The organism is Roseovarius sp. (assembly GCF_027019125.1).
Classification (GTDB): Bacteria; Pseudomonadota; Alphaproteobacteria; order Rhodobacterales; family Rhodobacteraceae; genus Roseovarius.
Genome location: NZ_JALUXE010000034.1, coordinates 228,931 through 243,543 on the forward strand (window position 1 = coordinate 228,931; position 14,613 = coordinate 243,543).

A 14,613-nucleotide genomic window follows, 5' to 3' on the forward strand; every position below is an offset into this window, starting at 1 on the left:
GCATCCATGGGTATATCAGACCTTCCGAAATGCCCGAAGCTCTCCTCATCGAGGCGTCCCAATCCCTCGGCATGCAACAAGATACTTCCGACCCAAGATTCACCACTTGGGAGAACGTGTTTGGGACCGAAGCATACCAATCTCTGAAAGAGGCGAGGTCGCTCTTTCTTTCTCTGCCCGCGCAGGAACGGCTCTCTGCCTTCGATGAGATGATGAGTCTCTATCGATCGGAGACAGGTTTCTCGTGGATTGGACAGCAGGCCACCAAGCGCATCGTTGAACTGGCAGACGACCCTGATACTGCTCGCTGCGCATTTGCGAGTTCACTTCATCCGGCTCTGCTGTTGGCAATGAGCGGAACGAGTGTGCGCTTCGAAGATATCAACCACGACGTCTGCAACTTGGCGAGAATGCTGGCAGTCGTCTTGGAGGTTCCTCTCCAAGTGGTCCCCTCAGATCCGTTCGCCAGACTCGATGAAGACGCCAATGACGCAGAAATCATCATGGCGCCATTCGGATACAAGATCCCATCAACATCTGACCTCCCCCGGAAGACACTCGAAATTATCGGAGACGATGGCCGGTCTCGGCGCCTTAGCAGCGAAGCAGTGGCCCTCGCCGACGCCCAGGTGTCCAAATCCAAACTCGTCATCGTTTCCGTTGCCGACGGCGCCATGTTTCGGGGTGTCGGTGTCGAGCCCATTGCCAGGGAGGCTCTCGTGGAATCCGGCCGGCTCCGAGCCATACTTGCCGTTCCGGGAGGAATGATCTTCCAGAACACCGGCATTGCCAGCGACATCCTCATCCTGAGCTCAGAGTGGGATGCCAAACAAAAGGTTCGCTTTGTTGATCTGAGCGCATCTCAGTTTGCTGGACGGACCGTCCGTGGCCGCCCCGAGATTAAGTCGGGCACCTCTTGGCTCAAGGCCATCATGGCTCCCGTTCCGGAAGGCAGCACCTCGACGGTGGATGTTTCGATCTCTGACATTCAGGCAAAGGATTGCATCCTCAGCTTGGACCGATATCTCATTCCACCCGCAGTCGCCGAGCTGGAATGCTTTCTATCCGAAAGGGACACTCTTCCGCTTCACGAGGCCGTTGAACTCATCCGTCCGTTGTCTCTCGGTCAAGGCGATGACGGCGATTACAAGATACGGGAAGCCGCTCCTGCGGACATCGGTGAGTGCGATTACCTTCCGTTGCCGAAGAAGGAGATCTCCATTGAGCGCGCGCAACTCAGGAAGGCGCGCAATCAGAGATTGATACCGGGAGACGTTCTCTTGTCAGTCAAGGGAACCATTGGCTCGGTTGCCCTGGTGCCTGAAGAGGCTTCCGTAGATGGGGAAAGCCATTTCTGGACGGCTGGGCAGTCGTTCATGATCCTCCGCCCCAAGCAGGGAAGAATCTCAGGCATCGCGCTACTCGAATACTTCTCGAATCCTTCCGTGAAGACCGCATTGCGGTCCCTTGCTGCGGGCGCGGCAATCCAAACGATCTCCATCAAGGATCTCAAGGATTTCCGTATTCCCGTGCCCTCTGCCGAGGAAGAGGACGAGATGGAGGCCACGTTCCGGGAGCGGCAGGATCGCCTGGCCGAGGTTCGCGCCATCCTCAAGGGCATCGAGCACGCCCGAGATGCTTCGTGGCCTCACCGAGAACTTCAAGGGGCGCATGCATGAGCGCACAACTCAATGACGGTGGTGTCGGGAAATCTCCTTCGCCCACAGGAACCCGGACCAATATCCAGAGTAGCCCTGAGACCTCACGCACCAGCACTTCCAAGGACCCCATGACAAAAATCAACGGCAACACCACAACCCTGGCAGACTTCATCTGGAAGAACGCAGATGACCTATGGGGTGCCTTCAAGCACGTCGATTTCGGCAAGGTCATCCTGCCGTTCACCCTCCTCCGTCGTCTCGAGTGCGTTCTCGAACCGAGCCGGGCCCAAGTCTTCTCCACCTACCAGTCGATGGCCAACCAGGGGATCGACATGGACCTCGTCCTCCGACCGATCGCGGGATACTCTTTCTACAATACCTCCAACTACGATCTCGGGAGCCTTGGGGCGACCCGAACCCGCCAAAACCTCGAAGATTACATCTCCAGCTTCTCGGCCAACGCTCGCGTGATCTTCGAGCAATTCGATTTTGCAAACACGATCGCGCGCATGGATCGAGCAGGCGTTCTCTACAAGATCTGCCAGAACTTCGCGGCGATCGATTTGCATCCGAAGGCAGTTCCTGAGCGGACCATGTCGAACGTCTACGAGCACCTGATCCGCAAGTTCGGCGCCGAGGTGAACGAAGCTGCGGAAGACTTCATGACGCCGCGGGACGTCGTGCATCTGGCGATTGAGCTTCTCCTGGACCCTGACGAGCAGGTCTTCGTCGACAACCCTGGCCTCATTACTACGCTCTATGACCCGACCTGCGGCACCAGCGGCTTCCTTTCGGATGGGATGGAGCACGTTGATACGCTGCAGGACCGCTACGGCCGCGCCCCAACAATCGTTCCTTACGGCCAGGAACTCGAGCCCGAGACGCACGCCGTCGCGCTGGCTTCCATGCTTCTGAAGACAATCCCGACCGACCCCGGCCGCGACCTGTCGCAGAACATCAAGCTCGGCAGCACCCTGTCGAATGATCAACTTTCGAACGAGAAGTTCAACTACTGCGTCTCCAATCCGCCCTTCGGCAAGAAATGGGAGATGGACCAGGCGGCCGTGGTCAAGGAACACAATGACCAGAAATTCGAAGGCCGGTTTGGACCGAAACTGCCCGGCATTGGCGACGGCTCTATGCTGTTCCTGCTGCACCTGGTCAGCAAGCTGGAGGATCCGGAGAAAGGCGGAGGCCGGGCCGCTATCGTGCTCTCCGGTTCGCCCCTCTTTAACGGGCGCGCTGGCCAAGGTGAGTCCGAGATCCGCCGCTACCTGCTGGAACAGGACGTGGTCGAGGCTATCATCGCGTTGCCGCAGGAGATTTTCTTCCGCACGGGTATCGGCACTTACATCTGGATCCTGTCCAACAAGAAACCTGCGCATCGTAAAGGCAAGGTGCAGCTGATCAACGCAACCGAGATGTATGAGTCTATGCGCAAGAGCGAGGGCAACAAGCGCCGCCGCGTGGGCGAAGAGCAGACCCGCGATATCGTCAGCATGTATTCCACCTTCGAAGAGAGCGGCGAAAGCAAGATCTTCGACAGCACAGAATTTGGTTACCGCCGCATCCGTGTCCTGCGCCCCCTGCGCAAGAAGATCGTGATCTCCGAGGAGGGGCTGGCCAAGCTGGAAGAGGAAAAACCCTGGGCCAAGCTGACCGAGGAACAGCGGGCGGGGTGGCGCACACGCTTGTACGATCAGATGGGCACTGAGCACGGTTGGCACTGGGTCGATGGCTGGATGAAAGCCGCCGCCAAGGCCGATTCCGGCCTGGGCAAGGTTACCGCAACACATGTGAAGATGCTCCAGCGCGCCTTAGGCGTACGCGAGCCCGAGCTTGATCCCGTTACCGACAGACACGGCAACACCCTGCCCGACGATGACCTGACGGATTACGAGAACGTGTCGATGGGCACGAACATCCACGACTATCTGGCGACAGAAGTCCTACCGCATGTCGAGGACGCCTATATCGACGAGACCTACCGGGACGAGACCGATAGGAAGGTCGGGATCGTCGGCTACGAGATCAACTTCAACCGGTTTTTCTTTGAATATCAGCCGCCACGCGATCTGGAAGACATCGACGCCGATCTGAACGCCGTAGAGGCCGAAATTGCCGAAATTCTGGCAGAGGTGACAGAATGAGTAGACTTCGATTTTCCGTTTCACTCGCGCCAACTCAAAGTGAAATCACTGCGCCGGGGGAAAGCTTTGTCACCTTCGCTCCGATGGAAGCAATAATGAATGGCCTCGGTGGTTTGGACACATCCCGCGTCGCTCGATTGGGTGACCTGAAAAATGGCAGCTACAACTATTTCGCTGAGGGGGATGTTCTCCTCGCAAAGGTCACCCCTTGCTTTGAGAATGGCAAAAAGGCGTATGCCCATAACCTTGAGAATGGAATTGGATACGCAACGTCCGAGGTTTTTGTAATCAGGCCTGACCTAAACAAGATCGATCCGAACTTTCTTCTTTATCTTATGTCATCTGAAGATTTTCGCTCTCACGGTGTGCGAAGCATGACTGGTACCGGAGGGCTGAAACGCGTCAATCCAGAAGCGATCCTCAATTTCCCGACGACTTTCTACGAACTTGAAAAGCAACGCGAAGTCGCAACCTACCTCGACCGCGAGACCGCGCGGATTGGCGGGTTGATCGAGAAGAAGGCCCGCTTTATCGCGCTGCTGAAGGAAAAGCGCGTCGCCGTAATCGCCCATGCCGTCACCAAGGGCCTGAACCGCAATGCGCCGATGAAGGACTCCGGCCAAGGCTGGCTCGGCGAGGTGCCCGCGCATTGGGAGGTGGTGCCCAGCATCTGGCTATTCACCGAAAGCAAGGAGCGCGCGCACGAAGACGATGAGCAACTATCGGCAACCCAGAAATATGGCGTGATCCCACTTTCCGAGTTCGAGCGCCTTGAACAACGGCAAGTCACCAAAGCCTTTCTGAACCTTGAGCAGCGCAAGCACGTCGAAGTCGGTGATTTCGTGATCAGTATGCGCAGCATGGACGGCGGACTTGAACGCGCCAAGGCGCGCGGCTGCGTCAGGTCTTCCTATGTGGTCCTGAAATCATCTGCCAACGTGGACGTTGACTTCTTCACATACCTCTTCAAATCAATCAGCTATATTCAGGCGCTGCGAGCCACATCGAGTTTCATTCGCGATGGACAGGATCTGAGTTTCTGGAATTTCAGGGCCGTAAAGCTGCCGCGCCTTCCTCTTGATGAACAGGTCGAAATTGCACGTTTCTTGTCGAATGAGACCACCAGAATCGACACCCTCATCACCAAGACCGAACAAAGCATCGCCCTACTCAAGGAAAAGCGCGCGGCCTTGATCACAGCCGCCGTCACCGGCAAGATCGATGTAAGGAGCGCAGCATGAAGGACGATCAGCACCACGAAAAGCATCTCGAGGACTACATCGTCCGGAAGCTGACCGAGCAAGGCTGGCTCTTGGGTTCCTCGGATCATTACGATCAGGATCACGCGCTCTACCCCGAGGATATCGCGGAGTGGCTGAAAGCCACCCAGCCTGCCAAGTGGGAGAAGCTTGTCGCCATGAATGGCGACAATGCCCGCAAGGTCCTGATGGACAAGCTCGAGGCCGCGCTCGAAAAAAACGGCCCCATCCATGTCCTGCGCCGCGGCTTCGCCATCGCCGGCTGTGGGCAGATCGACATGTCCGAGGCCGCGCCAGAGGATCAGCGGAACCAGAAGATCATCGACCGCTATGCCGCGAACCGCCTGCGCGTCGTTCCGCAGCTGAAATACAAGCACGGCCACCAGGATGCGATCGACCTCGGATTCTTCCTGAACGGCCTGCCCGTCGCCACGGTCGAGCTCAAGACCGACTTCACCCAGTCGGCCGAGACTGCGAAGCTGCAATACATCGAGGACCGGCTCCCAATGGAGCCGCGAACAAAGCGCAAGCATCCTCTTCTGACCTTCAAGCGCGGCGCCATCGTGCATTTCGCCATGTCGGACAGCGAAATCTGGATGACGACGAAGCTGGCTGGCGAGAACACGTTCTTCCTGCCCTTCAATCAGGGGCATGACGGCCACGGTGGGAATCCCCCGCGTGACGATGGCGAATACCCCGTCGCCTATTTCTGGGAGAAGATCTGCCAGCCCGACGCCTGGCTGCGGATTTTCCACAGCTTCGTCTATGTCGAAAAAAAAGACGTGGTGGACCTGAAAGGGAAATGGACCGTCAAGGAAACCCAGATTTTCCCGCGCTACCACCAGCTCGATGCCGTCAACAAGATGACCGAGGACGCCAAGGCGAACGGTCCCGGTCACGCCTATCTGTGCGAGCACAGCGCAGGATCGGGCAAAACATCGACCATCGCGTGGACAGCCCATGACCTGGTCAAGATGCGGTCTGATGAAGGGAAGGCGATCTTCGATACGTTGATCATCGTCACCGACCGCAATGTCCTCGACGGGCAGCTCCAAGATGCCGTCCAACAGATCGACCACCAAGAAGGCCTGATCGCCGCCATCGACCGCGAAAAGAGCTCCAAGAGCAAGAGCCAGCAGCTCACCGACGCGATCCTGAAGGGCACGCCGATCATCGTCGTTACGATCCAAACCTTCCCCTACGCCATGGAGGCGATACTTACCGAGACATCGCTGAAGGATCGCGGCTTCGCGGTCATCATCGACGAAGCGCACACCTCGCAAACCGGCAGCACGGCCTCGAAGCTTCAGGCCACGCTCGCCATGTCTTCCAACAAGGACACGGCCGGGATGACGGTCGAGGAGCTCCTTGAGGAAATTCAGAAGAGCCGCGTGCGGCCGAGCAACATCTCGCACTTCGCGTTCACTGCGACGCCGAAGCATTCGACCATGATGCTTTTCGGGCGGCGGCCGGACCCTTCCAGGCTCGCAGGGAAAGACAACCTCCCCGCCTCTTTCCACAAATACGAGATGCGCCAGGCGATCGATGAAGGCTTCATCCTCGACGTCCTGAAGGGTTACCTGCCGTACAAGACCGCCTTCAACCTCGGGAAGCAGATTGCCGACGACAAGCGCGTCGATGGCAAGACTGCGAAGCGCGCTCTGGCCAGATGGATGAACCTGCACCCGACGAACGTGACCCAGAAGGTCCAGTTCATCATTGAGCACTTCTCGAAGAACGTAGCGCACCTGCTCGATGGCCAAGCAAAAGCGATGGTTGTCACGAGCTCGCGTCCGGCGGCCGTTCGATACAAGAAGGCGTTCGACGCCTTCATCGAAGCCAACCCGCAATACAAGGAAATCCGAGCTCTGGTGGCCTTCTCAGGCAAGTTGACCGGAAAGGACGTCATGCATTCCGACGACGACCGGATATCCGGAGAGGCTTTCGTCTGTGAGGATGATGCTGAGTTCACCGAAGCAAACATGAACCCGGATGCAAAAAGCAAGGATCTCCGCATCGCCTTCGACCGACCCGAGTACCGGGTCATGCTCGTCGCGAACAAGTTCCAGACAGGGTTCGACCAGCCGAAGCTCGTGGCGATGTATATCGACAAGAAGATCGCCAACGAGGTCGATATCGTCCAGACCCTCTCTCGCCTGAACCGCAAGGCGCCCGGCAAGGATCAGACATTCATCGTCGACTTCGTGAATGATCCGGAGGCCGTCCTTGCCGCATTCGCCAAGTATGATTCCGGGGCGAAGATCGAAGAAGCCCAGACCCTCGAAGTCGTCTACGAACTCAAGGAGCAGCTGGAAGAGCAGGCTATCTACATGCCGTCTCACGTCGCCGCCTTCCGCGAAGCCAGATACAAGACAGGATCAAGCTCATCCGCTTCCGAGGAGGTGCAGCACAAGGCAATGTATGCCGCCACCCAGGAGCCTACCGACCTCTACAATATGCGGCTGAAAGAGCTTCGAAAGCGGAGCCAGCAGGCCGAGGCAGACTACCAGATCGCGAAGACTGCCGGGAACGAACCCGCGATGGAGAAGGCTGATCATGAGCGCCGCCAGGTCGACGAGGCCATCGGACAGATGGTCGACTTCAAGTCCGGCCTGGCTCGCTTCTCCCGGACCTATGCCTACATCGCCCAGCTTATCGATCTCGGCGATCCGGAACTCGAGAACCTTGCCAGCTTCACGAAGCTGCTGTCGAAGCGCCTCGATGGCATCCCTCCGGACCAGATCGACCTCTCGGGAATTCGCCTGACCGGCTATGACATCCAAACTGTGGACATGCCCGGCCAGCTCGACTCTGACGACGAAGAAACTGATCTCGCGCTCAAACCGATAGGCCCCGGCGGTTCCCCTGCCCCGGGAGGTCTCCCTGTCTACCTGCAGGAGCTCATCGAGCGACTGAACGGCATCTTCGGCGAAGCCGCGCCGCTGAAGGATCAGGCCAATTTCGTGAACCACATTGCCGCGATCGCCCGTGAGAACGAGATCGTAATGGCACAAGTCGAGAAGAATCCAAAGGAGCAGGCTCTGAAGGGCAACCTGCCCGGAGCTATTCAGGCCGCCGTGGTCAGGGCCATGGCCTCGAACAGCTCCCTGGCCGCCACCCTGCTCAAGGAGGATCGCCAGAGCCTCGGGATCATGACGAACCTGATCTACGACCTCCTCAAGAACGACACGAACATCGATCTAAGGGATCTCGACGCAGGCTGAGCCTCCTGCCTGACCACGAGCATCATCTACGCATCTGACAAAGGGCTTGCCGTATCGGCCGGCCCTCTACATTCCGGCCTGGACCGTCATGATACGGTCGGCGAGCGGACGGCCTCATCGCTGCTACGCGAAAAACTTTGCGCGCGCCTACACGGGGTATCAAGTTCGCATTTCGGGTGTGACCGACCACTTCCATCGTCACCATAGAAAACAGGTCCGCATCGTCAGCATTCATGTTGATAGGCGATTGTGGAGCACTTTGTGGGGCAAATTCTCTTAATCATTCACCCAAAACCTAAGAAAACCAACAATTTCTGGATTTTAGGCTTGACGAGTGGTGCCCAGGAGAGGCACCAACCCATTGTTTTATAATGTTTTAATCTGTCCATGCGTTCACGTATCCACCTAAAAACATGGCGGCTACTGCCCGAGCGTGTCTTGCGCTGTCCAACCGTATCCACTAACTTAAGGTGGATATTTAGGGGGATAAATAATGCGGGCAACAAACAGGCTTTCGGCGGGCTTTCTCAAATCCGCACCCGTAGGCAAGCACTGCGACGGGGCCGGGCTTTGGCTCATCAAGCGCGAGGATGGCGGGGCGCAATGGGTTTTGCGTGTCACCGTTCACGGGCGGCGGCGGGAAATGGGCCTTGGCGGCTTCCCCGCACTCGGGCTGGCCGACGCACGCAAGCTGGCAGACCGCTGGCGCAAGGTGGCAGCGGCGGGCCGCGACCCCGTGAAGGAACGTGAAGCCGAAGAAAGAGCCGCACGGCGCGAGGATATTTCACTTACGGTGCTGACCGCTGACGCCTTCGAGGCGCGCAAGGCAGAACTCAAAGGCGATGGCACGGCGGGCCGGTGGCTTTCGCCCCTTAACCTTCATGTCCTGCCCAAGCTGGGCCGCGTGCCAGTCACGGACCTTGACCAGCGCGATATTCGCGACACGCTTGCCCCGATCTGGCACACCAAGGCCGACACGGCGCGGAAGGCATTGAACCGGCTTTCAATCGTCATGCGGCACGCGGCGGCGCTGGGCCTTGATGTGGACCTGCAAGCGACCGACAAGGCAAAGGCGCTGCTGGGAAAAACCCGGCACGTGCCAAAGAACATTCCCGCGATGACTTGGGCCGATGTGCCGGACTTCTATGCGAGCCTTGAAGAGCCGACCCTGACGCATCTCGCCTTGCGGCTGCTGATTCTGACCGGGATGCGCTCGACACCGCTGCGCAATATCCGGCTGGACCAGATAGAAGGCGACGTGTGGACGGTGCCCGCTGAAGCGATGAAGGGCCGCAAGGGCGCGACCGAGGCTTTCCGCGTGCCGCTTTCGACCGAAGCCCAGCGCATCATTGACCTTGCCCGCCCGCACGCCCGCAACGGCTTCCTGTTTCCGAACAACCGGCAAGGCGTGATTAGCGACATGACGCTTTCGCGGCACATGGAGCGGCGCGAACTGGAAGCGCGCCCGCACGGCTTTCGCACAAGCCTGCGCACATGGCTGGCCGAAGCAACCGACGCGCCGCATGAGGTGGCCGAAGCGGTGCTGGCGCATGTGACGGATTCCGGCGTTGTGCGCGCATATCGCCGCACCGATTATCTGGAACAACGGCGCGCGCTGTTAGAGCGCTGGGCCGACCATGTGACCGGCGGCGCTGGGCAGGTGGTGAAGCTGGCGGGGGCGGGCTGATGGCGCGGGTTGATCCTGAAAAGATCGAGGCGGCGCAGGCATTTGCTGAAAACGAGGTGAGAGAATTTCTCGCTACGGAACCTTCCCGAGATGAGGGCAATAGAGCGTCTGTAGGTGTATACGGACCTGTCGCGACTTACCTTCGATGGAAGTTAAATCTATCTTTCGCAGACGGCAAGAAAGGCCCGTATATGAACGTGCCTTTAGGCGCAGATCGGGACTTATGCGCATTAGCATTGACAAACGCGGACGTGAGAAAGCTTGTGCTCGATATCATCGCCTTTCGCATCCTTAACGGTCAGACGCTAACCAGTGTCCTAAAGCAGTTTGCCTGTTGGGCACTTCTGGGCCAGCTTCCAAAGCCCATTGCAAAGCCTGGCACCAAAACTTCAAAGAATTTTGAACGCGACATGTTCATCATTTGGACGCTGGACGAGATAAAAAAGAGTTTCGGTGTCCCGCCAACGGAAAACGACATGCGCAGCCGAGTGCTATCCCCAAGCGGTATGGGAATTTTAGCCAAGTGTTTCGCTGACGCAGGGCGGCATGAAGTGACCGCAAAGGCAATCAAGGATGTTTGGTTAAACAAGAAAAAGCGCCGCGAGTGCCAAAGGTTAAGTGAAGCTATAGCCAATCACAAAGAGCCGTCCATGAACGCTTTCGCCAATCTTCTCAGCCATGTCGGAAGTTAGGGCCGAACGTCCGACATGACCGGGGGGGACACTTCCGCCCACCTTTGCACCATCCGAAACCGCAAAGGATGGTTCAAATGCAAACCTATCTGACCCTCACCGAACTGCGCGCCAAGCTGGGCGGGCGTTCACGCTCTGCAATCTATCTCGACCTTGCGGCGGGCCGACTGCCCCAGCCGATCAAGCTGGGCGGGCGGCTCTACTGGCCCGAGGGTGACGTTGACGCTCACCTGCGCGGCCTTCGCGAACGGGAACAGGCGCAGCCCACCGCAAAGCAATCCGCATGAGAAACCCCGCCCGCATGGCGCGCGGACGGGGGCAATTCTTGGGGGGGTGGAAGCATGGGCGCTTCACTCTGAGACATAGCACCGCCGCTCGCCGTGGGCAAACCCGAGGTAAGAGCAATGTCCAACATCACAAAACTTCCTACGGCGGTAACGTCCTATTTCACAGTCCAAAAGGCGGGCAGTTGGTTCAATGTCGTGCTTGTGACGCCGTGCCCCGGCAAGAATCTGAAAACGACCGTGGCGCAATTTTCGGATCGAGAATCGGCAATGTTGGCAGGCAAGAGAGCCGCCGCCCGGCAAATGCGCCCCTTCAAGGCGAAAGGGGGCCGGACATGAGACAGATTCAAATCCGCCTTTTGATGCGCGCGCATGGGCTGACCGAGGCGCAGGCGCAGGCAATCGCCGCCCTGATCTGGGGGGCCGCACAATGACAGACGCCGCAACCCTGACACGCGACCTTGGCGGCAAATGGCATCGCCGCTATGGCTGCGCCCCCTGCCCGGTCTGCCAGCCGGAACGCCGCAAGGGGCAAGACGCCCTGACCTTGGCTGATGGCCGCAACGGGCGCTTGCTCTTGAACTGCAAAAAGGGCGGATGCGCCTTCGCGGATATACTCGCGGCGGCGTGCATCGCGCCGGGCAGCTACACCCCGCCTGACCCTGCCACCATCGCCCAGCGCGACCGCGAGGAACGGGCGCAGGCCGAGAAACGAGCAAGACAGGCAGGCGCGGTATGGCAGGAAGCCCAGCCTATCGGCGGCACCATCGCTGAGACCTATTTGCGCGGGCGGGGCATCACCTGCGATCTGCCCGGCACGCTGCGCTATCACCCGTCCTGCTGGCACGCATCCGCCAAGCGGCACCCGGCGCTGATTGCGCTGATCGAGGGCGCGGACGGCTTCGCCATTCATCGCACCTACCTGCGCGCGGATGGCACCGGCAAGGCGGCGATTGATCCTGCCAAGGCCATGCTGGGGGCCGTCGCTGGGGGCGCGGTGAGACTCACACAGGCGCAGGGGCCGCTTGTGGTGGCCGAGGGCATCGAAACCGCCCTGAGCCTCGCAAGCGGGCTGCTGGGCGGTCCTGCGACGATCTGGGCGGCGCTCTCGACAAGCGGGTTGCGCGGGCTGCGCCTGCCACCATCGCCGGGGCGGCTGACCATCGCGACCGATGGCGACGATCCGGGCCGGGAGGCTGGTCACGATCTGGCCGAGCGCGCTCATGCGACCGGCTGGGCCGTGTCTCTACTGCCCGCGCCGGATGGCCGGGACTGGTGCGACGTGCTGGCCGGAAAGGCGGTGGCGGAATGACCGAGATTCGCGAAATCCCCTTCACGCCCGACTGGCCCGCACCGGATGCGAAATTCTTGCGCCCGGAAATCCCGCCTGCGCCGGAACTGCCGATTGATGATGTATTCGGCCCGCGCTTCGCGACATGGGCGCGAGAGGCGGCAGAGGCCAAGGGCGCGCCGCTCGACTATGCGGTTTTTTCGGTTTTGTCAGTTTTGTCCAGCGTCATCGGCAATGCGCGGTGGGTAGCGCCGTGGCGCGGCTGGGCTGAGCCGCCGGTGATCTGGGCTATGCTGATCGGACTGCCGAGCGCGGGCAAATCGCCTGCTATCGACGCCGCCCTGCAACCGCTGCGCGTCGCTGAGCGCCCCTTGCGTGAAGCCGCAGACGCCGAAAAGAAGGCATGGGCCGAAAAGGCCGAGATTGCCAAGCTGGCCGAATCCACATGGAAGGAAGCGGTCAAGGCCGCGATCAAGGAAGGCCAGACGCCACCAGACAGGCCGAAGGAAGCCGATGCGGGACCGCCGCCGCATATCCCCCGCCTTGTGGTCAATGACGGCACAATCGAGCGGCTGGGCGCGATCCTCGCAAATCAGCCTCGGGGCATCCTACAGATGCGCGATGAACTGGCTGGCTGGCTGGAAGGCATGGCCCGCTATTCCGGCGGGGGCAGTGACCGGCCCTTCTGGTTAGAAGCCTATGGCGGGCGCGGTTACACGGTCGAACGCATGGGCCGCGAGCCGCTCACCATCGACCGGCTCACCATCGCCGTGATGGGGGGCGTTCAACCCGACCGGCTGAAAACCCTCTTGTTCAAGACCGATGATGACGGGCTGCTTGCACGCTTCCTGCCGATCTGGCCGGAGCCTGCACCGCTGCGCCGCCCTGGCGCATGGGGCGATGAAGATCTGATGCGGCGGATCATCGAAAAGCTGCTGACGCTCGACCTGCTGACCGATGAGCACGAGCAACAGCGCCCTTGGATTGTCGGCTTCACAGACGGCGCGCGCGACCTGATGGACGAATTCCGGCTGGCGGTGCGGCAATGGGAATCGCAGGCCGATGGCCTGATGCTTTCCTTCATCGGAAAACTGCCGGGGCTGACCGCGCGCTTGTCGCTGGTGCTGGCATTTCTCGACTGGTCATCCGAAGGGATCGAGGAACCGCACGAAATCACGGTGCAGCACTTTGGCCGGGCCGCTCACCTTGTGGAAGCCTATGTCCTGCCAATGGCCCGCCGCGCCTATGCGGACGCCGCCACCCCCAAGGCCGAGCGCGCCGCCCGGCGGCTTGTGCAGGTGATCCGCGAACAAGGCTGGCCGCGCTTCACGTCCAGCGACGTGTTGCGGCTTGACCGGACTGGGCTGGGCGCGAAAGCCGCGCTCGACCCCGCGCTTGACATGTTGCTCGACGGCGACGTGATCCGCGCGGTGCCAGTGCCGACAGGCCCACAAGGCGGCAGACCGACGCGGCTTTATTCGGTCAACCCCGCGATCATCGGGGGGCCGTCATGACCCGCTGGTTAGAGGCCGCGCAAAGAGCATCCGGGACCGGGAATTTACCAAAAAAACCGAAACAACCCCCTATGCCCGAGGTTAATTCGGTTAATTCGGTTAATTCCGACGCCCGAAAGACCATACCGCCCGAAGCCCTCGCCCGCGACGTATTCGAGGAACGGGCCGCAATTCGCGAACATGATGGCGGGCAGGAACGCGAGACAGCCGAGCGCGCCGCATGGCCCGAGGCCCGGCACGCGGCGGGCATCACCGCCTTAGACGATTGGAGGCGCGAAGCCGACGATGCGCGCAATCCTGACGCATGGCGAAACTCACCGATAGAAGGGGGCCGCATATGACCGGCGACGAACTGCGCGCTTTGCGAATGCGCAAAGGACTATCCCGCCCAGCGCTTGCCGCATTGGCTGGGCTGCATCCGGACAGCGTAAAGTATTGGGAAAGCAAGGCGCGGATTGACCTTCGCGGCTGGGCACCTGACCGGATACTGCGCGCGCTGGGCGCTGGGCATCTTTCGCAGCGGGGCATCTATCCTGCATGGCGCGAAACGGGGGTTTTTCCCGCACCACTGCGCGCGCGTAATAGGGTTTTAGAAGCCAGTGATTTTCCGGCAGTCAAACGCAGGGGGAACGGCTGTTGCGGCGCGAAAACCCGGAAGGGGAAGCCATGCCGGGCCAAACCGTTGCCGGGCAAGAGGCGTTGCAAGTTTCACGGCGGCATGAGCACAGGACCACGAACGCCCGAGGGGCGCGGGCGGATTGCAGAGGCGCAGCGGCGACGCTGGCGCGCTTGGAGGGCGGCGCGCGGTGAGGTATAGGTTCAAAGGTGTTTTGTTTCGTCGAAAGGTGCCT

The 14,613-nt window shown here is 60.0% G+C and carries 12 protein-coding genes; all 12 read left to right on the forward strand.

The genetic code is table 11. The features are described 5' to 3' along the window. Positions 1–29 precede the first annotated feature (29 nt). The 12 genes from MVC20_RS17415 (at position 30) to MVC20_RS17470 (ending at position 14,579) form a co-directional block, all read left to right on the forward strand. A complete protein-coding gene (locus tag MVC20_RS17415) occupies positions 30–1,679 on the forward strand; it encodes an N-6 DNA methylase (protein WP_297543685.1) in 1,650 nt (549 codons plus the stop codon). Then, complete coding sequence (locus MVC20_RS17420; protein ID WP_297543687.1) at positions 1,676–3,811, forward strand: class I SAM-dependent DNA methyltransferase; 2,136 nt, start codon at positions 1,676–1,678, stop codon at positions 3,809–3,811. The genes MVC20_RS17415 and MVC20_RS17420 overlap by 4 nt, the downstream gene beginning before the upstream one ends. After that, the gene (locus tag MVC20_RS17425) at positions 3,808–5,052 is read left to right on the forward strand and encodes a restriction endonuclease subunit S (protein WP_297543689.1); all 1,245 of its coding nucleotides are present in this window, start codon (positions 3,808–3,810) and stop codon (positions 5,050–5,052) included. The genes MVC20_RS17420 and MVC20_RS17425 overlap by 4 nt, the downstream gene beginning before the upstream one ends. After that, positions 5,049–8,294, forward strand: coding sequence for a DEAD/DEAH box helicase family protein (locus MVC20_RS17430; RefSeq protein WP_297543691.1), 3,246 nt, complete (start codon positions 5,049–5,051; stop codon positions 8,292–8,294). Before MVC20_RS17425 ends, MVC20_RS17430 begins: the two co-directional genes overlap by 4 nt. A gap of 493 nt (positions 8,295–8,787) precedes the next feature. Next, positions 8,788–9,981: a site-specific integrase gene (locus MVC20_RS17435; RefSeq protein WP_297543693.1), complete on the forward strand. Its 1,194-nt coding sequence runs from the start codon at positions 8,788–8,790 to the stop codon at positions 9,979–9,981. Continuing rightward, positions 9,981–10,673, forward strand: a complete 693-nt coding sequence (locus MVC20_RS17440; protein ID WP_297543695.1) for a hypothetical protein — start codon at positions 9,981–9,983, stop codon at positions 10,671–10,673. The genes MVC20_RS17435 and MVC20_RS17440 overlap by 1 nt, the downstream gene beginning before the upstream one ends. Positions 10,674–10,750: 77 nt before the next feature. Further along, on the forward strand, positions 10,751–10,960 hold the full coding sequence (locus MVC20_RS17445) for an AlpA family phage regulatory protein (protein WP_297543697.1): 210 nt from the start codon (positions 10,751–10,753) through the stop codon (positions 10,958–10,960). 117 nt (positions 10,961–11,077) lie between these two features. Continuing rightward, positions 11,078–11,296, forward strand: coding sequence for a hypothetical protein (locus tag MVC20_RS17450; protein ID WP_297543699.1), 219 nt, complete (start codon positions 11,078–11,080; stop codon positions 11,294–11,296). 91 nt (positions 11,297–11,387) lie between these two features. Then, positions 11,388–12,269 (forward strand): toprim domain-containing protein, encoded by an 882-nt coding sequence (locus MVC20_RS17455; protein ID WP_297543701.1) that lies wholly within the window; start codon positions 11,388–11,390, stop codon positions 12,267–12,269. Beyond that, positions 12,266–13,762: a YfjI family protein gene (locus MVC20_RS17460; RefSeq protein ID WP_297543703.1), complete on the forward strand. Its 1,497-nt coding sequence runs from the start codon at positions 12,266–12,268 to the stop codon at positions 13,760–13,762. Before MVC20_RS17455 ends, MVC20_RS17460 begins: the two co-directional genes overlap by 4 nt. Then, complete coding sequence (locus MVC20_RS17465; protein ID WP_297543705.1) at positions 13,759–14,103, forward strand: hypothetical protein; 345 nt, start codon at positions 13,759–13,761, stop codon at positions 14,101–14,103. The genes MVC20_RS17460 and MVC20_RS17465 overlap by 4 nt, the downstream gene beginning before the upstream one ends. Further along, positions 14,100–14,579 (forward strand): helix-turn-helix transcriptional regulator, encoded by a 480-nt coding sequence (locus tag MVC20_RS17470; RefSeq protein ID WP_363320823.1) that lies wholly within the window; start codon positions 14,100–14,102, stop codon positions 14,577–14,579. The genes MVC20_RS17465 and MVC20_RS17470 overlap by 4 nt, the downstream gene beginning before the upstream one ends. The last annotated feature ends 34 nt before the right edge of the window (positions 14,580–14,613 follow it).

Bases quoted from the DNA above. Each gene is read 5' to 3' on its own strand.
- MVC20_RS17420 (WP_297543687.1), top strand. From the start codon at position 1,676: ATGAGCGCACAACTCAATGACGGTGGTGTCGGGAAATCTCCTTCGCCC.
- MVC20_RS17445 (WP_297543697.1), top strand. From the start codon at position 10,751: ATGCAAACCTATCTGACCCTCACCGAACTGCGCGCCAAGCTGGGCGGG.
- MVC20_RS17470 (WP_363320823.1), top strand. From the start codon at position 14,100: ATGACCGGCGACGAACTGCGCGCTTTGCGAATGCGCAAAGGACTATCC.
- MVC20_RS17435 (WP_297543693.1), top strand. From the start codon at position 8,788: ATGCGGGCAACAAACAGGCTTTCGGCGGGCTTTCTCAAATCCGCACCC.
- MVC20_RS17425 (WP_297543689.1), top strand. From the start codon at position 3,808: ATGAGTAGACTTCGATTTTCCGTTTCACTCGCGCCAACTCAAAGTGAA.
- MVC20_RS17460 (WP_297543703.1), top strand. From the start codon at position 12,266: ATGACCGAGATTCGCGAAATCCCCTTCACGCCCGACTGGCCCGCACCG.
- MVC20_RS17440 (WP_297543695.1), top strand. From the start codon at position 9,981: ATGGCGCGGGTTGATCCTGAAAAGATCGAGGCGGCGCAGGCATTTGCT.
- MVC20_RS17450 (WP_297543699.1), top strand. From the start codon at position 11,078: ATGTCCAACATCACAAAACTTCCTACGGCGGTAACGTCCTATTTCACA.
- MVC20_RS17465 (WP_297543705.1), top strand. From the start codon at position 13,759: ATGACCCGCTGGTTAGAGGCCGCGCAAAGAGCATCCGGGACCGGGAAT.
- MVC20_RS17455 (WP_297543701.1), top strand. From the start codon at position 11,388: ATGACAGACGCCGCAACCCTGACACGCGACCTTGGCGGCAAATGGCAT.
- MVC20_RS17415 (WP_297543685.1), top strand. From the start codon at position 30: ATGCCCGAAGCTCTCCTCATCGAGGCGTCCCAATCCCTCGGCATGCAA.
- MVC20_RS17430 (WP_297543691.1), top strand. From the start codon at position 5,049: ATGAAGGACGATCAGCACCACGAAAAGCATCTCGAGGACTACATCGTC.